Here is a 16615-nt window from a genome sequence, read left to right on the forward strand (position 1 = left end):
TGTATATACAGGAGGTATTTCTCAGTATAATACGCTTGTTTGGTGCATATATATCTTATAGCTACACACGTTACGTTTTGATCGCATGGCAGTGCAGGCAATCCGCCCTACGGGCAGGCAGCGCTCCGGCTCTGGCGGGTGCGAAGCACGCAACTCCGCGAATGCCAGCCATCTCGTGGCAGCTCACACAGGCGGCCGGAATTGCTTAAGGCAAGTCGCGCAAAGGTGCGCAGCGGTTTTGCGACTACGACATGCATAAAAACAACAACCCAAAGCGCGTGGCGTGAGTCCGGTCAAACGCGACGCGCTTTGGGCCGGCTGCCTCGCTCTATCTGTTTTGCGATTTTCCGGAATCCCGACCCTGCGCCATCGTATTGCTCAGCGTCGATTTGCGCTCCGGTCCGACCGTCCATCTATTCCACAGTGACAACGGCCTGGATTTCATCCCGTCTGGCATAGACAACCTTCACTGCATTTTGCAGTTTTTCGAATGCGCGCATCTCAATCTGGCGCACACGCTCGCGCGAAACACCGAATTCGTTGGAGAGATCCGCTAAACTCCTCGGGTCATCCGCAAGCCGGCGCGCCTCGAGGATACGCCGTTCACGCGCGTTGAGCACGCCCAGCGAGTCGAAGAGCGCCTTGCGCCGGTTCGAGGCTTCCTCGAACTGAACAAGCCTGTACTCCTGGTTGTCCTCGCTCTCGACCAGCTGATCTTGCCATTCGCTTTCGGGCAGACCTCGCAGGGGCGCGTTGAGCGACGTGTCACCGCCCATGCGTCCGTTCATGTAGACAACCTCCTTCTCCGTCACGCCAAGGTCGCTTGCAATGAGTTCCACCTGATCTGGATGCAGGTCACCGTCGTCCAGCGCCGATAGGCGAGCCTTGAGCCGCCGCAAATTGAAGAACAACTTTCTTTGATTGGGCGTCGTACCGATCTTCACCAGCGACCAGGAGCGCAGGACATATTCTCGAATGGACGCCTTGATCCACCAGATCGCATAGGTCGCCAAACGAAAGCCACGCTCCGGTTCGAAGCGATTGACCGCCTTGATCAGACCGATGTTGCCCTCTGATATTACCTCCGACATCGGCAGCCCGTATCCGCGATAGCGCGTGGCAACCTTGGCGACGAGGCGAAGATGCGAGACCACCAGCTGGTGAGCGGCCTCCGCATCGTTGTCCTCGCGCCAGCGTTTCGCCAGCGTTTGTTCCTGCCCTGGCGTCAGCATGGGGAAATGTCTGATCGCGTCGAGATAACGGTGAAGCCCGCTTTCGCTTGAAAAGTCTGTTGTTACTGCGCGTGCCATGAAGCACTCCTTGCCTACGTCGCAGGAGATCAGTTGTCTCTCGACGCCCATAGACCTTCGATGTTGGCTTCTCTGTTCGACGCTACCGCTGTTTGCCGCGCTCTTCGCTTGAAGGGCGAAGGTGCACCCAGGAGCCGCTAGCGCGTGCCATGAAGCACAGAATCGATACAGCTGATCATGGCCTGGCTATCCAACGGCTTGCGGAAGAAGCCGATGGCGCCGGTTTCCCGAGCGCGTTTGCGTACGCGTTCCTCGGGAAAGGCGGTGATCAAGATGGTCGGGATGTGATAGCCATGTTCGATCAAATGATCCTGCAGCTCTATTCCCGACATTCCGGGCATCTGGATATCGCAGATCAAGCATGACGTATCTTCCAGACTAGATGATCTCAGGAAATCCTCGGCCGATTCGAATGCAAATGCGATGAAACCTAACGATCTAACGAGGCTTGCGGTTGCAAGTCGAACGGACTCATCGTCGTCGATGATCGAGATCATCGCGTTACGGGTCAATTCACTAATCCTCCGTGCTTGCCGATGACCCGAGCATTGCTGTTTCAACGGCTGTTTCTCGGCGAGATATTGCGCCTGCGGCCGTGGAAGCGAAAGTTATACAGAGGTGTAACAATGTCATTTCCCGGGAGCGTCTATCCCCAGGGCGCCGGCCATCTTGACCAGATCGGCTAGAGTTCTGGCGCCCATCTTCTTCATCAGGCGCCCGCGGTGGATTTTCACCGTGATTTCACTGAGTTGCATCTCGCCGGCGATTTGCTTGTTCATCAATCCAGTCGCGACAAAGGCCATCACCTCACGCTCTCGAGGGGTCAGGGTGCGCAGAAGGCTCTGCAGCTCCGAGAGCGCCCGTTCTCTCTCTCGCCGCTGCCTGTCGCGCTCCAGAGCGCCGGCGACTGCATCCAGAATATCCTGATCTCGGAAGGGCTTGGTGAGGAAATCGACCGCGCCGGCCTTCATGGCGCGTACCGACATCGGAATGTCGCCATGTCCGGTCATGAAAATGATCGGCAGGTGAATGCCTGCCTTGGCCAACTGCGTTTGAAATTCGAGTCCGCTCACCTCCGGCAGCCTGATATCGAGTACAAGGCAGCTTGGACCGTCGGGAAGCCGACTGTTCAGCAGTTCGGGAGCAGAACCGAAAAGCTCGACGCGCGTACCAACTGACCGGAAGAGGCTGCTTAAAGCTTCACGTAGCGACGGATCGTCGTCCACGACCAGAACAGTTGGAGGCACGGCGCCGTTGTTGCCTTGTGACTGGGAGGGAGAGACGGGGCGTCGGATCATGACCCGGCATCCTTTTCGACGCGTGGCAGGGAAAATTGGAATATCGCGCCACCGCCCGGATTAGGCACGATCCATACATCGCCTCCATGCGACTCAACGATCGACCGGCAGATCGACAGCCCCATGCCTATTCCATCCGTCTTGGTGGTGAAGAAGGCATTGAACAACTGCCGCGCACTATCGGGATCGATGCCTGGTCCGGAATCCTGGATCCTCACATTTGCCTGGCTCGATTCATCGATCGACGTCGTAACGAGAATTTCGCGGAAGTCGCTGTTACTGGAGGCCATTGCCTGGATCCCGTTGATCAGCAGATTGATCAAGACCTGTTGAAGCTGGATACGGTCGCCAAATGCGGGCAGCGGCCGGCTGGCCAGATCCAGTTTCAGGGTGATGCGATTTGCATCGAGCTCATGCCGCACCAACACGAGGGCTTCGTTGACGAGCTCGTTCACGTCGACAAGGGCCATCTGGATGTCGCCCTTTTTTGACAACGCCCGGATTCGATGGACGATATCGCTGGCGCGTTGGGCGTCAGCGATGCTCCGCTTGACCGCGCTGCGGACCTCATCCAGATCGGGCTCGTCCCGATCGATCCATCGTAGGCACGCCTCGCCGTTCATAACGATGCCGGCAAGCGGCTGGTTCACCTCGTGCGCGATCGAGGCCATCAATTCACCCAATGTGGTGAGGCGTGTCACATGGGCGAGTTCGGCCCGGGCCTTCAGGACCTCGGTTTCGGCGCGCCTGCGCTGTGATATGTCCGTATTCGTTTCGAGAACCGCCAACGGTTTGCCGTCGGCATCCTTCTTCAGCGACCAGCGGCTGGAAACGACAACGACGGCTCCGTCCCGCTTCGTGTGCACGAGTTCACCTTCCCAGCGGTCGGAGCTAAGCAGTTGCCGATTGATCTCGTTCAGCCTGGCTGGAAAGACTGTCTGCAGGAGCTGATGGGTGGACTTTCCCATCGCATGTTCGGCGGACCAGCCGTAGGTGGCTTCAGCGCCGCGATTCCAATAAGTGATTATACCGCCCATGCTGCGTACGAAAATCGCATCATGCGTCAAATCGAGCAGTTGGGCCTTTTCAGACAGATCGGTCGAGGTCGACTGGTTTCTAAGCACAAGAAGGGTGGTAATCGCGATGGCCGCGATGCTCATGAGGCAGCGGCTGAGCGCGCCTCCACTGGCTTCCTCTCCGTGAACAAGCCAGAAGCTCGAAAAGGTGAGCGCTATACAGGCGATTGAGCACAAGAGAATGCCACGCCTGCGGAAGGCGGTGCCTGCGAGCAGAACAACGACCACATAGAGGACCGCGACAGCTCCAGAAAATGGATCGATCGTGTCGACAACGAATATCGCGGCCGCCAGAAGGATGGCCAGAGGGGCCACCAGCCGCGAATTGCCGGATGCTGGCCGAGATAGTCTGTGCCGCATAAGGTTTCTGCTCGGTTCCGGGTCGACGCTTGCGCTGCTGATCGACTCTCCTTGGCGCACCGTCCACCCTAGGCTCCGGAATCCTTTCTGCTTGTTCGAAATTGCGGTCGTCGGTGCCTGATTGCACCTTTGTCACTGCAACGCCTCGCCGCGAATCCCCCAGAGACCGAGCGACCCATCAACGACACAGGATTGGGAGCGAGCCCAAGATCTGGCTGAAAACACGCAAATCAGAGCCGGCCAAGGCAACAACGAGCAAGTCCTGGCAGCGACGAGAGCGGTATCACGAAACAGGATTATGTCCGGTTCAACGCCCCTGGGCGAAACCCACCGCTCGCCTTCTTGCATCCACATCGGGGCGGCGTTTCTCCACTGAACTGAAAGAGGAACTCATGGCACATGCGATTGAACGGTCCCGCAGTCTCGGCTCAACCTTCCCGGAGTTGCGTGCAAAATGCTGGCTTTTTATAATGCTTGGCATCGCGCTGCTGAGCCTGGGCTTTCTGGGATTCGCGAACTTGTTCGCCGCTACGGTGCTATCCGTCTTCTATATCGGCGTGCTGATGTCGGTCGCCGGCATCGCGCAGGTCGTGCACGCTTTCAATATTCAGGGATGGAGACCGTTTGCATCCTGGCTGTTGAGCGGCGTCGCCTATGCAATCGCCGGCATCGCCGCGTTCCACAATCCACTGCTTGCAGTCTCGGCCTACACGCTCGTGCTGGCAATCACACTCATTGCGGCAGGCCTTCTGCGGTTCTGGGTAGGCCTCCAGTCCAGGCGCCATCTGGCCTGGGGCTGGGTTGCGTTTTCAGGGGCAGTCACGCTTCTTGCCGGCCTTGTCATCCTCTTCGGACGGCCACTCAATACTCTGGCGGCGCCAGGCGCGATTCTGGCAATCGACCTGACCATGCAAGGTGCGACGCTCCTGGCATTCGGCTTTGGTCTGAAGAGCAGAACGTTGTCGTGGATGTGAAAATGGAAACAGGCGGGCGCGATAGCCTGAGCGTTTCCATTTGCCGCAAGCCGCCCGAGACGATCGCGAGCAGCGTTCCTCCGCATCGCTCCACCTCTGACAGCCACGATCATCGTGCGATTCAGCTATTGCGTGCGTCAACAAGAAAGACCTCGTCAGCGCCCGATCGCTACCGTGTGTCTTGCGCGCCAGGCGGACACTCATGCGGTCCGTGTCCCAACCAATTGGCGCCGTCGCCCCCCCAAGCAAGGAAAGAAACAAAATGAGCATAGTCACCGACAAGATATCCCGTCGAACCATGCTGGCTGCGACAGCAGCCGGCGGCTTGCTCACGACGGCGACACTGGCCCACGCGCAGAAAAGTGACCCGATAGCCAACGGCCGGGGCGGCACCAACCCTGGTCCGATGAATCCGTCCAGAATAGCTCAGAATCCGGACCTGATGGTGCCACCGAGTACGGATGCGGGTGAGCTGCCGAACCTGCGCTTCTCGTTTGACGATACCCATATCCGACTGTCTGGCGGCGGCTGGACCCGGCAGGTGACCGCGCGCGAGCTCGGTGTCTCCAAGGACATCGCCGGCGTGATCATGCGCCTGAATGCGGGCGGCGTGCGTGAGTTGCATTGGCACAAGGCCGCCGAGTGGGCCTATGTTCTGTACGGGAGAGCACGCATCACGGCGGTCGATGCCGATGGCCGTAATTTCGTCGACGACGTCGGCGCCGGCGACCTGTGGTATTTCCCGTCGGGCATTCCGCACTCGATCCAGGGCCTTGATCCAGACGGGACGGAATTCTTGTTGGTGTTCGATGACGGCGACTTCGACGAGGACAACACCTTCCTCTTGAGCGACTTTCTGAAGCACACGCCTCCCGAGGTGCTCGCCAAGAATTTCGGCGTTCCGGCGTCGAGCTTTGCGGGCGTCCCCGATCCCAGCGAGCTTTACATGTTTCCCGCGCCGGTTCCGGGGCCGCTCAGCGCGGACAAGATCGCGGGCGCGGTTGAAGTCCCGCACGCTTTCAGCCACCGCATGATGGCACAGGCTCCGATCAAGATGAAACATGGAACTGCGCGAATTACCGACAGCAGCGTGTTCCCGGCTTCCAGAACAATCGCGGCGGCCCTGGTTGAGGTCGAGCCGGGAGCGATGCGCGAGTTGCATTGGCATCCCAATACGAACGAATGGCAGTACTATATTCAGGGTCAGGCCCGCATGGGGGTGTTCGCGGCGTCGGGCGCGGCCCGCACATTCGACTTCCAGGCCAACGACGTCGGCTACGTACCCTTCGCCATGGGCCACTATATCGAGAACACAGGCAACACGACGCTGCGATATCTGGAGGTGTTCAAGAGCGACCACTTCGCCGACGTGTCACTGAATCAGTGGCTTGCCCTCACACCGCCGGAGTTGGTCCGCGCCAGTTTGCGCGTCGACTCGCAGTTTCTGCATGCCTTGCGCAAGGAGAAGTCGCCGGTCGTGCCGGCTTAGCATCGCGCAGCCGGGTGCGCGAGCCGGTGACGCTGCCCTCGCTTCCCTTGCAGTTCTTGTTGTCGTTCCGAGTCCGCTGCTCGGACGCGAAGCATACACCAGGATGCTCACGACGGCGTGAGGGAGCGCAGTGATGCCCGCCAGGTCGGATGGACTGCCAGACCGCGAACTGCTTTTGCCCGGTCGTCGATCGACGCGCGCCAGGGTGGCGCAATGCGCCGTCCTCCTGGCGCCGATCGTTTTGACTGCATGCCAGCCAGCGGTTCTCGATCCGCAAGGGACGGTCGGGATTGCAGAGAAAACGATCCTGATAGATTCGCTCGCCATCATGCTCGCCATCGTGGTGCCGACGATCGTCGCCACCTTTATCTTCGCCTGGTGGTTTCGAGCCTCCAACACTAGAGCGACCTACCTGCCGAATTGGGAGTATTCGGGCCGTATCGAGCTCATCGTCTGGTCCATTCCCCTCCTTGTGATCATGCTCCTAGGCGGAGTGGCCTGGGTCGGATCCCATGAACTCGATCCCGCGAAACCGTTGATATCAAACACGCCACCGCTGGAGGTCCAAGTGGTCGCATTGGATTGGAAGTGGCTCTTTATCTACCCGGGCCAGCGTATAGCGAGCGTGAACCATCTTGTCGTACCTGCCGGTACTCCCATTCATTTCTCGCTGACGTCCGCGAGCGTGATGAATGCGTTCTTCGTACCGCGGCTCGGCAGCATGATCTACACGATGAACGGCATGACAACGCAGTTGAACCTGCGCGCGGACGCTCCGGGCACCTTCCGCGGCCTTTCGAGCCACTATAGTGGCGATGGTTTCTCGGACATGCATTTCGAGGTGCAGGCGGTGTCGGCGCAGCGGTTCGCTGCCTGGATTGATGCCACGCGCGGCATGGGGCCAAGCCTCGATGCCAAGAGCTACGCTGCCTTGGCCAGGCAAAGTGTGATCACCACTCCTTTCACCTTCCGTGAGGCCGATCCTGACCTCTTCCAGCAGATCGTCACACAGCAACTGCCGCCCGGACCTGGCCCGCAGACCGGCCGGCCCAACCCAAGCGTATCCCCACGGACGGAGGACTAGGATGTTGGGCAAACTCAGCTGGGCAGCTATTCCCCTCGACCAGCCGATCCCACTGTTCACGGCCGCCCTGGTGGGTGTGGTGATTGTCGGCGTCCTCGCATGGGTCACGCTGAAGGGCTGGCTTCCGTACCTTTGGCGCGAGTGGATCACCAGCGTGGACCACAAGCGGATCGGGATCATGTACATCCTGCTCGCGATGGTGATGCTGCTGCGCGGCTTCGCCGACGCGATCATGATGCGGTCGCAACAGGCGCTGGCGTTCCGCTCCGAAGGCTACTTGCCACCCGAGCACTACGACCAGATTTTCTCCGCCCACGGCACGCTGATGATCTTCTTTGTCGCAATGCCCTTCGTGATCGGGCTGATGAACTTCGTCATGCCGCTGCAGCTTGGGGTCCGCGACGTGGCGTTCCCGACCCTCAACTCGGTCAGCTTTTGGCTCACCGCTACCGGCGCGTTGCTCGTCAATATTTCGCTGGTCGTGGGCGAGTTCGCGCGCACCGGGTGGCTGCCGTATCCTCCCCTGTCGGAGATAGCCTACTCGCCCGGCGTCGGCGTCGACTATTATCTTTGGTCGCTCCAGATATCCGGTGTGGGAACCTTGCTCACCGGCGTCAACTTCGTCACGACGGTCCTGAAGATTCGTGCAACTGGCATGACCTTGATGCGAATGCCGATGTTCTGCTGGACGACGCTCGCCTCCAACCTGCTGATCGTCGCGGCATTTCCCATCCTGACGGCGACTTTGGCGATGCTGCTGCTGGATCGCTACGTCGGTTTTCACTTCTTCACCAATGAAGCCGGCGGCAACGTGATGATGTTCATGAACCTGATCTGGGCGTGGGGACATCCTGAAGTTTACATCCTGATCCTGCCCGCCTTCGGCATATTTTCGGAAGTGATCTCGACCTTTTCCCGCAAGCCGCTGTTCGGCTATCGGTCGATGGTCATGGCGACGATGGCCATATGCGTACTTTCCTTCACTGTGTGGTTGCACCACTTCTTCACCATGGGGGCCGGCGCCGATGTCAACGCGATTTTCGGCATCGCTTCGATGATTATCGCGGTGCCCACGGGCGTAAAGGTCTTCAACTGGCTCTTCACCATGTATGGTGGCCGGGTCGTCTATTCCCAACCGATATTGTGGTCGATCGCCTTCATGGTCACATTCGTCATCGGCGGGATGACTGGCGTCCTGCTGGCGGTGCCCCCGGTGGACTTCGTCCTGCACAACAGCCTTTTCCTTGTGGCGCATTTCCACAACGTCATCATCGGAGGCGTGCTCTTCGGCGCCTTCGCCGGCTACACCTACTGGTTTCCGAAAGCCTTCGGCTTCCGGCTGCACGAAGGGCTTGGCAAAGCATCGTTCTGGTGCTGGATCGTGGGCTTCTACGTCGCCTTCATGCCGCTTTATGTCGTAGGCCTGATGGGTATGACGCGTCGCATGCAGCACTACGATGTCCCCGAATGGCGTCCCTGGCTGCTGATCGCGGCCGGCGGCGCGGCCATCATCCTGGTCGGTATAATCCTGCAGATCGCGCAACTCGCCATCAGCATTCGCCGGCGTAAGGAACTTCGCGACGAGACCGGCGACCCCTGGAATGGACGCTCGCTCGAGTGGGCGACACCCTCTCCGCCACCAGCCTTCAATTTCGCGGTGCTCCCGAACGTCGAGGGCGACGAGGCTTACTGGGGCATGAAGCAGCGCGCGCGCCAGCAGGCCATGCCGGGCGAGGAACCTCCCTATGCGGACATCGAGATGCCTAGAAACAGTCCCACGGGCTTCATCTGCGCCTTCTTCGCCACCTTCATGGGATTCGCACTGATTTGGCATATCTGGTGGATCGTGGTCCTGGCTGCGGTGGGCGCGTTCGCAACCTTTGTTGTCTTCGCCTGGCGGGATGAAGTCGAGTATGTGATTCCGGCTGACGTGGTCGCACGCATCGATCGGGCCAACCGAACCGCGCGCGGCGAGACACTCGCCCTGTCGGGGACGGCGCCATGAGCGCGTTCGACGCGGCCGTCGGCCGGGGCGGCCCGAACCACGTAGAGCGTGCCCAGGGCTCGCCGAATATTCAACACAGCGCGAAGCATGCGGCCTATGCGCTGGCGTCAAAGCGCATCATCGCAGGCTACGGCTTCTGGATATTCCTGCTGAGCGACATCGTCATGTTCTCCGCCTTCTTCGCGACCTACGCGGTGCTGGTTGACGCGACGGCCGGCGGGCCGAGCGGGCGGGAACTGTTCGACCTCGGCAATGTCGGCATTGAGACGGCCTGCCTTCTCCTGTCGAGCTTCACTTGCGGCCTCGCAGGCATCGGCGCCCGGACGCGCAACGGATTCTGGTTCCATGGCGCGATGGCCGCAACCTTCATACTGGGGGCTGCATTCCTTGGCATCGAGATCCGCGAGTTCATGGGCATGATTGCGCTCGGGGCAGGCCCAACGCGGAGCGCGTTCCTGTCGGCCTTCTTTACGCTGGTTGGCTGCCATGGCCTGCATGTGGCCATCGGCTTGCTATGGCTGCTCACGATGATGGCGCAGGTGTTCGCGAAGGGCTACCGGCCCGACATTCTGCGGCGCCTGCTTTGCTTCAGCCTGTTCTGGCATGCCCTAGATATCATTTGGGTCGGATTGTTCACAATGGTGTATCTGATGGGAGTCACCCAATGAGCCACGCCGAGCAGCACGAAGACTCGCACTACGTCGATACCGCGCCGGGTGACGAGAGCCTCGACGGATACGAGGCTGCCGAAGAAATCAGGACTTACCTGATCGGGTTAGGGCTCGCAACGCTGCTTACCCTGGTGTCTTTCTTTATCACTCGCACCGCGCTGGTTTGGGAACCGAGCATTCCTGTCGCCCTGGCCGTCCTCGCGATCGCGCAGATGGGCGTTCACCTCGTCTTTTTCCTCCACATCACCACCGGCCCCGACAACGTCAACAACGTCTTGGCGCTTGCCTTTGGTGTGTTGATCGTTCTCCTGGTCATCGTCGGATCGCTCTGGATCATGGCACATATGAACCACAACATGATGCCCATCGATCAGATCATGCAGATGCAAGGTTGACCCAAAGCGAGGCGGACGCGATCTATCGCGGGAGGTGCCCGTGCGCGCAGATTCAAAGCTCAGCCAGTGCGCAGCACATCTTCCTTTGTTTCAGGTCACAACCAGTGGAGCAGATTCGCCTACACAATCGCCGGCATTGCCGCGTTCCACGATCCACAGCTTGCAGCCTCGGTTTACACGCTCGTGCTCTTAGAGCTGATCCAGAAGTTGACTTGCTGCGATAAGATCTCGCGTTCCAAATCCTTCAGTAAATCGCCGGTAAACACTTCCTAGCAGCGATCTGGCCTCCTGATTTCTACCCAACTCCCTCCACATTTGGGCAAGGGGAATTGCTGCCTTTAGTTCCCAACTGAAGGCGGATTGCTCTCGCGCGCAAGAAATTGACCTCAGAAGAAATTGCTCGGCAGAAGCAAGGTCCGGCTGCGGCATCATCAACTCGATCTCGCCTTGAGTTCGTAGCAACTCTGGCCGCCAGCATTGTTCGTTGACCAAATCGGCGCGTGATACCGCCACGTCAAGCACTTGCCCCGCTTCTTCGCCTCTTTTTGAAGCTGCCAACGCTTTTGCTAATACACAGGACGTTGAAGAAGCTATGATGCTGTAGTGGCTGGAAAGCATGGTTGAGTGGCCTTGCTGGAGCATCTCGAGCCCCGTCGAATCATCCCCATTTACAAACAGGAACTCGCCCTTCTGTGCGCGGGCGATGGCCTGAAAGGCAGGGAGAGAATACTTGGATGCATGTGATAGCGCGTTCTCAATCGGCTCGGCCGCCATCTTATATGCGCCGCACCAAAAGAAGACGGGGATCGTCCAGACCAAGGCAAAGCAGTAGGAAGCATGATGGCTGTAGGCGCGCATGTGTTCTATTGTCTCATGGGCGGATTCGAGAGCTTGATCGGGAAAACCTCGCAGCCACAGGGATCGCGTCAAGGCCAGCCGCGCACGCGCTTCGCTAGCTAGGTCCAATTTCAAAGACGCGGCGGGAAACGCCTGCAACAGGAAGCCATTCTTGCAATGACGCAGCGCAGCCGCCTGATTGCCAGTCGCGTGATATGAGGCGCCAAGCAACCACTCTGAAAGAATTTTTTCGGCGGGGTCGCCCGTTCGCTGAGCGATAGCGGCGCTTTCCTTCGCAGTAGCAATCGCGCCTTTGAAATCACCATTGCGAACGAGGTAGACATTGAAATCGGCGAGCAGATCGAATTGACGACGTTCGTCGTGTAAAGTCTCTGACAGATGCAATGCGCGTTTGAACGCGTCCCTGACCTCGTTGACGCTTCCAGGAGTGTAGAGCGCCGATCGCGCCAGTGCGTAATATAATCGTAGCTCTAGTGATGTCCCACGATCACTTTCAGGCAGCCCAGATATAGCTTGACGACACCATCTCTGGCATTCTCCAAATTGGGAAATTTCCAGAAATATTGACGCGGCATTGGCGGCAAGCTCGCGTCCGATGGCGGGATCGCCCCGATCGGAAAAACTCCACTCAAGCGCCTTGCGGATATTGCCGAGATGAGGAGTGTATTTGGCCGCCTCCCTGCCATCAAAACCTTGTCCCAAAAAGCGCGATTTGAGGAAATTGGCGAAGTAGAGGGCGTGGCGCTCGGCTATTGCCCTCTGCTCGTCGCCAATCTTCAGCTTGGCGGAGGCGTATGCGCGCGTCGTATCCAGAAGCCGGTAGTAAACAAAGCCGCCGATCGATGAGATTGAAATCAGAGATTTGTCGGCTAAGCTTGCAATTGTGGCCGCTAGTTTCTTTCTGTCATTGTCCACAACACCCGCAACCGCATAGGCTGCCTCGAGGGGGAATTGACCGACAAAAATCGAGAGTGTGCAGAGCGTCTTTTGCTCGCTTGCCGACAAAAGGTTGAAACTCCAGTCAAGCATCGCCTGCAACGTTTGGTGCCTCGACGTTGCACTGCGCCGACCTTGCAATTGTAATGGATTGGCCTCGTTGAGGAGACCGGCCACTCCTCTAATGCCATACGTTCCCACTCGGCTTGCAGCGATCTCGATCGCCAACGCAATCCCATCAAGCCGTCGGCAGATGTCAGCTACAATGGGAGCATCGCTGTCCTGAAGGCGGTCCAAATGCCCGCCGGCGGCAGCCTTTTCCATAAAAAGTTGTACTGCTGGCGAAGCGAGAGCCGAAGCTGCAGAAGGCTCAGCGTCAAGCGGCCAAGCAAGCGACGGGAGCAAATGGACGTTCTCTAACTCGACGCGAAGTGCTTCTCTGCTCGTGGCCAAAATGTGGATGGACGGCGCCCCAGCGACTATATGTTTTGTCAGCGGTGCGACTGTCTCCATAACATGCTCGCAGCTGTCCAGAATGAGCAGGGCGCGCTTGTCCGCGAGAAACGCGGGTATAGCGTGATCGGGTACAAAACCTTGCACGGAACATCCAATAGCGGCGGCAACCGCACTCGCGGCGTCGGCTTTGTCGTCCAGTGAACCAAGATCGACAAAGAAAACCATTTCGTTTCCAAAGTCAGACACAAGCGCGTGGGCAACCGCTATCGCGACAGTGGTCTTTCCAATGCCGCCCGGCCCCACAACACTTACCAGGCGGTTTGACTGCACCTGCGCGATCAACTCTGCCAACGTTTCGGCGCGGCCAGCAATTGACCGCAACGGTGCAGGCAAGTTCTTTGATTGCGGCAGCCCGGCTTCACTGTAGATAGAGCTAGTGCCGCTATGGGGTGAGCGCAAAGGAGCAACGAACGCGTATCCTCGACCAGGTACGGTAATAAGAAAGCGATTTCCGTCTCGAGCGTCGCCCAAGACCTTACGAAGAGCGGCGATGTGGACGCGGAGATTGGCCTCTTCGACCGTCACATCCGGCCACACGATATCAATCAATTTACGCCCGCTCACGATCTCCGCGGGCCGATCGGTTAATGCGATCAGAATGTCGAGCGCTCGGCCACCAATTGCGATTGGCTCGCCATCTCTCGTAAGCAATCGTTTGATTGGTGTCAGCACGAAGCGGTCAAAGGCAATTGTCGAGGTGCCAGATTCGCTGTCGTTTGCCATGATCAAAGCCCTTGGCCTGGCCGGAGCTCGTCTCGTACATTACCCTAATTCGCTATATGAAAGACGTTAAGTCAAGGCGTTGTAGGGGCGCCAGTCGATGCCAGACTGCCGTGTTCACTATTGATCGGCGCTTTGTGCCGCCCAGGCTTTCGCACCCTCGATCGTTTTGAAATCACTCAACGACCGCGTAACCGTGCTGGGATCCGTCCTCGCTACCATCTCGCTGAGAAGATCCCGGGCCAAGTTCCAGAAAGCGGGTGGTCCCTGGCGGTACGCGCCTTCATGCGATCAGTGGTGTCGAGGGCGCGGCGCACGAATACGCCACGCTCGTCGAGGCCCCTGACCTCTCTGGGCACCCGCCGGTAGTAATGGAAATGGTCGCCCCTCAGTTGCAGGAAGCGGTTAGGATCATGTGCTTCGCGTCGTCTTCCCACGGCCTCTAGAGGCCCCCTTTTGTATCACAATAGGTAACACAAAATCGAAAATTGTGGCAAGACCGATCACTGGAATCTGGAAATTCTATAAAAAATTCAAAGACTTAGCGGATGAGCCGATGGTACCGTTGGCTGGGATCGAACCAGCGACCTCCGGATCCACAATCCGGCGCTCTAACCAGCTGAGCTACAACGGCACATTTGCCTGAGCGGATCGAGGTTCATTCTCCAGGATACGCTCTGTCGTTCGGCGATGCGTCCATACGGGCTATCGGAATTTAATTCAAGGCTCTTGGCAGCGCACGACCCCGAAAATCGGAATCGATTTTCGGAAAGGATCATGCGCAAACCCAAAGTTCTACAGCGTCCTTTGCGCGTCCAAGGGACGCGCGGCGCTGTAGCAAAGATTGCTGGCCACCTTCGCCGGGCAAAGAAAAAGGCCGGCGGGAGGAGGTGCCGGCCTTTTCCTGTTACGAGCCAGCGGGAGGAGGTGCTGGCTGGTCACCCCGGAGAGCAGAGGGAGGAGGTTCCACCCACCGGGTATTCACTTTCACCAATTCTATCGCATATCTATTTGTCTGACGAAATGCGACGTTTTGATGCATCTTCGAGTTGTGCGCAAATATTAGGCGGCCTTGATGTTCTGTACGGCCTTCTCGAAGGCGGTCTTGATCGGCTTGGAGACGTCCTCAGCCGCCTTGGAGGCGACGGTCTGGAAGTCCTTGGCCTGCTCGACGGTCGTTTCGACGTGTTTGCGCAGGAATGCCGTCTGCAGCTCAACGACTTCCGAAAGCGACTTCGCGCCGATCAGAGCCTCGAGATGCGAGAAGCCGGCTTCGGCATTGGCACGCAAAGCAGCGATGGTCTTGAGCGACAGGTCGCTGGAAACGGTCTTGGCGGTCTCGAAGGTCGACTCCAGAGCCTTCTGGGTCTCCTCGGCGCCGGTCTTCAGCTTGACATAGGCCTCTTTCGACTGCTCAACGCCCTTTTCGGCGAAAGCGCGGATCTGGTCGGTGGCCTTGGACGCGTCGAAGCTCGGGAATTCAACGTTTTCAATCGTCTCGGCAGTTTTGGTCTTGGACATTTTCCATCCTTTGTCGTAGCGGCGGCCTTGAAGGAAAGCCGTCTCGTTCATGTATGATGGCAATATAAAGGCAAATTTTGTGCATTGCAATATCTTTGTTGCAGCGCAACATAAAATCTTGAGCGGCGTTAACCAAGCGCCCAGAGATTCCGACTGCTGCACGCAATGGCTTGTAGACCTTCGCGCCGTCGGCTTTTATTAACAAAGCGTTAACTGCAAACTGCCCGTTCCGTGAGGGTTCGCCCAGAGGGTCCGCCAAGCGCATGCCGTCCGAAAACTACTCCTTCCTCGACGTCGCTGTGCTCGACGCGGTTCGCCAGCGCTTTGCCGCCGGCGACGCTATCGCCGTTCTGTCGGCCGACCTCGAACAGGTGATCTGGGCCAACGGACCGGGAGCGGCCGTGTTCGGCTACCCGGACATCGAGGCCATCATCGGCAGTTCGGCAGGGCTGCCGATGGTCGCCAGGCGCCAGATCATGGCGACAAGCGGTTTTCCGGAGATCGGTCGCGACCGCGCCATTACGGTCCGTCTGGCCACCGGCCTGACCAGCCGCGCGATTGGTTTCCTGGCCACCGCCATCACCATGCCGGACGGCGAGAATGCGATCATGCTGGCAGTGCCGGCAGCGCAAGCCGGGTCACGCAACGCCGCCGAGATTGCCGATCGGGCGATCAGCGGCTTTACCGAGGATGGTCACTTCATCGCCTTTGTCGACGCCAAGGGCGGCATCGAGGCTGCTTCGGATGGTTTTTCGGCGCTTGGCATCCTGCCCGAGACGCTGGCAGCACTCGTGGCCGATGTAACGAACGAGAGCGAGCGCATCGTCAAGCGCCTCGTTCCAGGCGGCACCATCTCCTATCCGGCCGGCCTCGCCCGGCTGACGGACGAGCGGCACCTGCTGGTGGTGATCGACGAGGACAAGCTCGACAGCGAAGCCCTTGGTGCCGAGGACCCGGCGGAGACGGAAGCCGGCGCCGATGCGGCCACGGAGGCCGTACCGCCAATTGTCGAAGAAATCCAGGCCGCGGCTGAGCACGACATTGCCGATGCGACCGAACAAAGCCCGCAAGCCGCCGATAGCGATCGCCCGGCGGCCGGCGGAACGCCGGCGCAGCATGACCATTGGTATTTCAGCGCCAGTGAGGATGAGACGCGAGAGCCAGCAAGGCCGGAAGCGCCTTTGCTTGGCGAAGCACCCGCCGGGGCGGATGGTCCAGCACGACGCAGCGCGCAACACACCGCCGAACCCGCCTCCCCCGCCGAGCGCCCCATGCGGGGCATCGACCGCACTGCAGCGCCGCTGCGCTTCGTCTGGCGCACCGACGCCGAGGGCAAGTTCAGCGCGCTTTCACCCGAATTCGCCGAGATCGTCGGCAAGCCCGCCGCCGATGTGATCGGCAG

Annotated in this window: 12 protein-coding genes, 1 tRNA gene and 1 pseudogene; 7 read left to right on the plus strand and 7 right to left on the minus strand. The window is 59.0% G+C overall.

All coding sequences use genetic code 11. The annotated features are described in order from the left end of the window. Window positions 1-413: 413 nt before the first annotated feature. The 4 genes from rpoH to CN311_RS19870 all read right to left on the minus strand — a co-directional run bounded on the left by rpoH (window position 414) and on the right by CN311_RS19870 (window position 4044). Window positions 414-1310 (minus strand): RNA polymerase sigma factor RpoH, encoded by an 897-nt coding sequence (rpoH, locus tag CN311_RS19855; RefSeq protein ID WP_097575440.1) that lies wholly within the window; start codon window positions 1308-1310, stop codon window positions 414-416. Window positions 1311-1447: 137 nt separating this feature from the next. Continuing rightward, entirely contained in the window at window positions 1448-1822 is a 375-nt protein-coding gene (locus CN311_RS19860; protein ID WP_245440884.1) for a response regulator transcription factor, read from the minus strand. A 117-nt stretch (window positions 1823-1939) separates the two neighbouring features. Further along, complete coding sequence (locus CN311_RS19865) at window positions 1940-2608, minus strand: response regulator transcription factor (RefSeq protein ID WP_097575431.1); 669 nt, start codon at window positions 2606-2608, stop codon at window positions 1940-1942. Continuing rightward, window positions 2605-4044, minus strand: a complete 1440-nt coding sequence (locus CN311_RS19870) for a PAS domain-containing sensor histidine kinase (protein ID WP_097575432.1) — start codon at window positions 4042-4044, stop codon at window positions 2605-2607. The genes CN311_RS19865 and CN311_RS19870 overlap by 4 nt, the downstream gene beginning before the upstream one ends. A gap of 392 nt (window positions 4045-4436) precedes the next feature. On the opposite strand from CN311_RS19870, the gene CN311_RS19875 reads away from it, so the two are divergent. The 6 genes from CN311_RS19875 (at window position 4437) to cyoD (ending at window position 10662) form a co-directional block, all read left to right on the plus strand. Next, on the plus strand, window positions 4437-5018 hold the full coding sequence (locus CN311_RS19875; RefSeq protein ID WP_097575433.1) for an HdeD family acid-resistance protein: 582 nt from the start codon (window positions 4437-4439) through the stop codon (window positions 5016-5018). Window positions 5019-5280: 262 nt separating this feature from the next. Next, window positions 5281-6507: an oxalate decarboxylase family bicupin gene (locus CN311_RS19880; RefSeq protein ID WP_280954042.1), complete on the plus strand. Its 1227-nt coding sequence runs from the start codon at window positions 5281-5283 to the stop codon at window positions 6505-6507. A gap of 133 nt (window positions 6508-6640) precedes the next feature. Beyond that, a complete protein-coding gene (gene cyoA / locus CN311_RS19885; RefSeq protein ID WP_097575435.1) occupies window positions 6641-7591 on the plus strand; it encodes a ubiquinol oxidase subunit II in 951 nt (316 codons plus the stop codon). A gap of 1 nt (window position 7592) precedes the next feature. Next, entirely contained in the window at window positions 7593-9596 is a 2004-nt protein-coding gene (cyoB, locus tag CN311_RS19890) for a cytochrome o ubiquinol oxidase subunit I (RefSeq protein WP_097575436.1), read from the plus strand. Further along, window positions 9593-10264 carry a cytochrome (ubi)quinol oxidase subunit III gene (locus CN311_RS19895; RefSeq protein ID WP_097575437.1) on the plus strand — a complete coding sequence of 224 codons (672 nt, stop codon included), beginning with the start codon at window positions 9593-9595 and terminating at the stop codon, window positions 10262-10264. Before cyoB ends, CN311_RS19895 begins: the two co-directional genes overlap by 4 nt. Continuing rightward, window positions 10261-10662 (plus strand): cytochrome o ubiquinol oxidase subunit IV, encoded by a 402-nt coding sequence (gene cyoD / locus CN311_RS19900; protein ID WP_097575438.1) that lies wholly within the window; start codon window positions 10261-10263, stop codon window positions 10660-10662. Before CN311_RS19895 ends, cyoD begins: the two co-directional genes overlap by 4 nt. 189 nt (window positions 10663-10851) lie before the next feature. Here the strand turns inward: cyoD and CN311_RS19905 are convergent, their stop codons facing one another. From CN311_RS19905 to CN311_RS19920, 3 genes are all read right to left on the minus strand, one after another. Beyond that, a complete protein-coding gene (locus tag CN311_RS19905; protein WP_097575439.1) occupies window positions 10852-13695 on the minus strand; it encodes an ATP-binding protein in 2844 nt (947 codons plus the stop codon). Between the two features lie 554 nt (window positions 13696-14249). Continuing rightward, a tRNA-His gene (locus CN311_RS19915) sits at window positions 14250-14326 on the minus strand. A 428-nt stretch (window positions 14327-14754) separates the two neighbouring features. Next, window positions 14755-15213, minus strand: a complete 459-nt coding sequence (locus CN311_RS19920; RefSeq protein WP_097575441.1) for a phasin — start codon at window positions 15211-15213, stop codon at window positions 14755-14757. Window positions 15214-15476: 263 nt separating this feature from the next. On the opposite strand from CN311_RS19920, the pseudogene CN311_RS19925 reads away from it, so the two are divergent. Further along, a pseudogene (locus CN311_RS19925) lies at window positions 15477-16615 on the plus strand (PAS domain-containing sensor histidine kinase); the annotation flags it as partial.

The sequence above is a fragment of the Mesorhizobium sanjuanii genome (assembly GCF_002529485.1).
Taxonomy (GTDB): Bacteria; Pseudomonadota; Alphaproteobacteria; order Rhizobiales; family Rhizobiaceae; genus Mesorhizobium; species Mesorhizobium sanjuanii.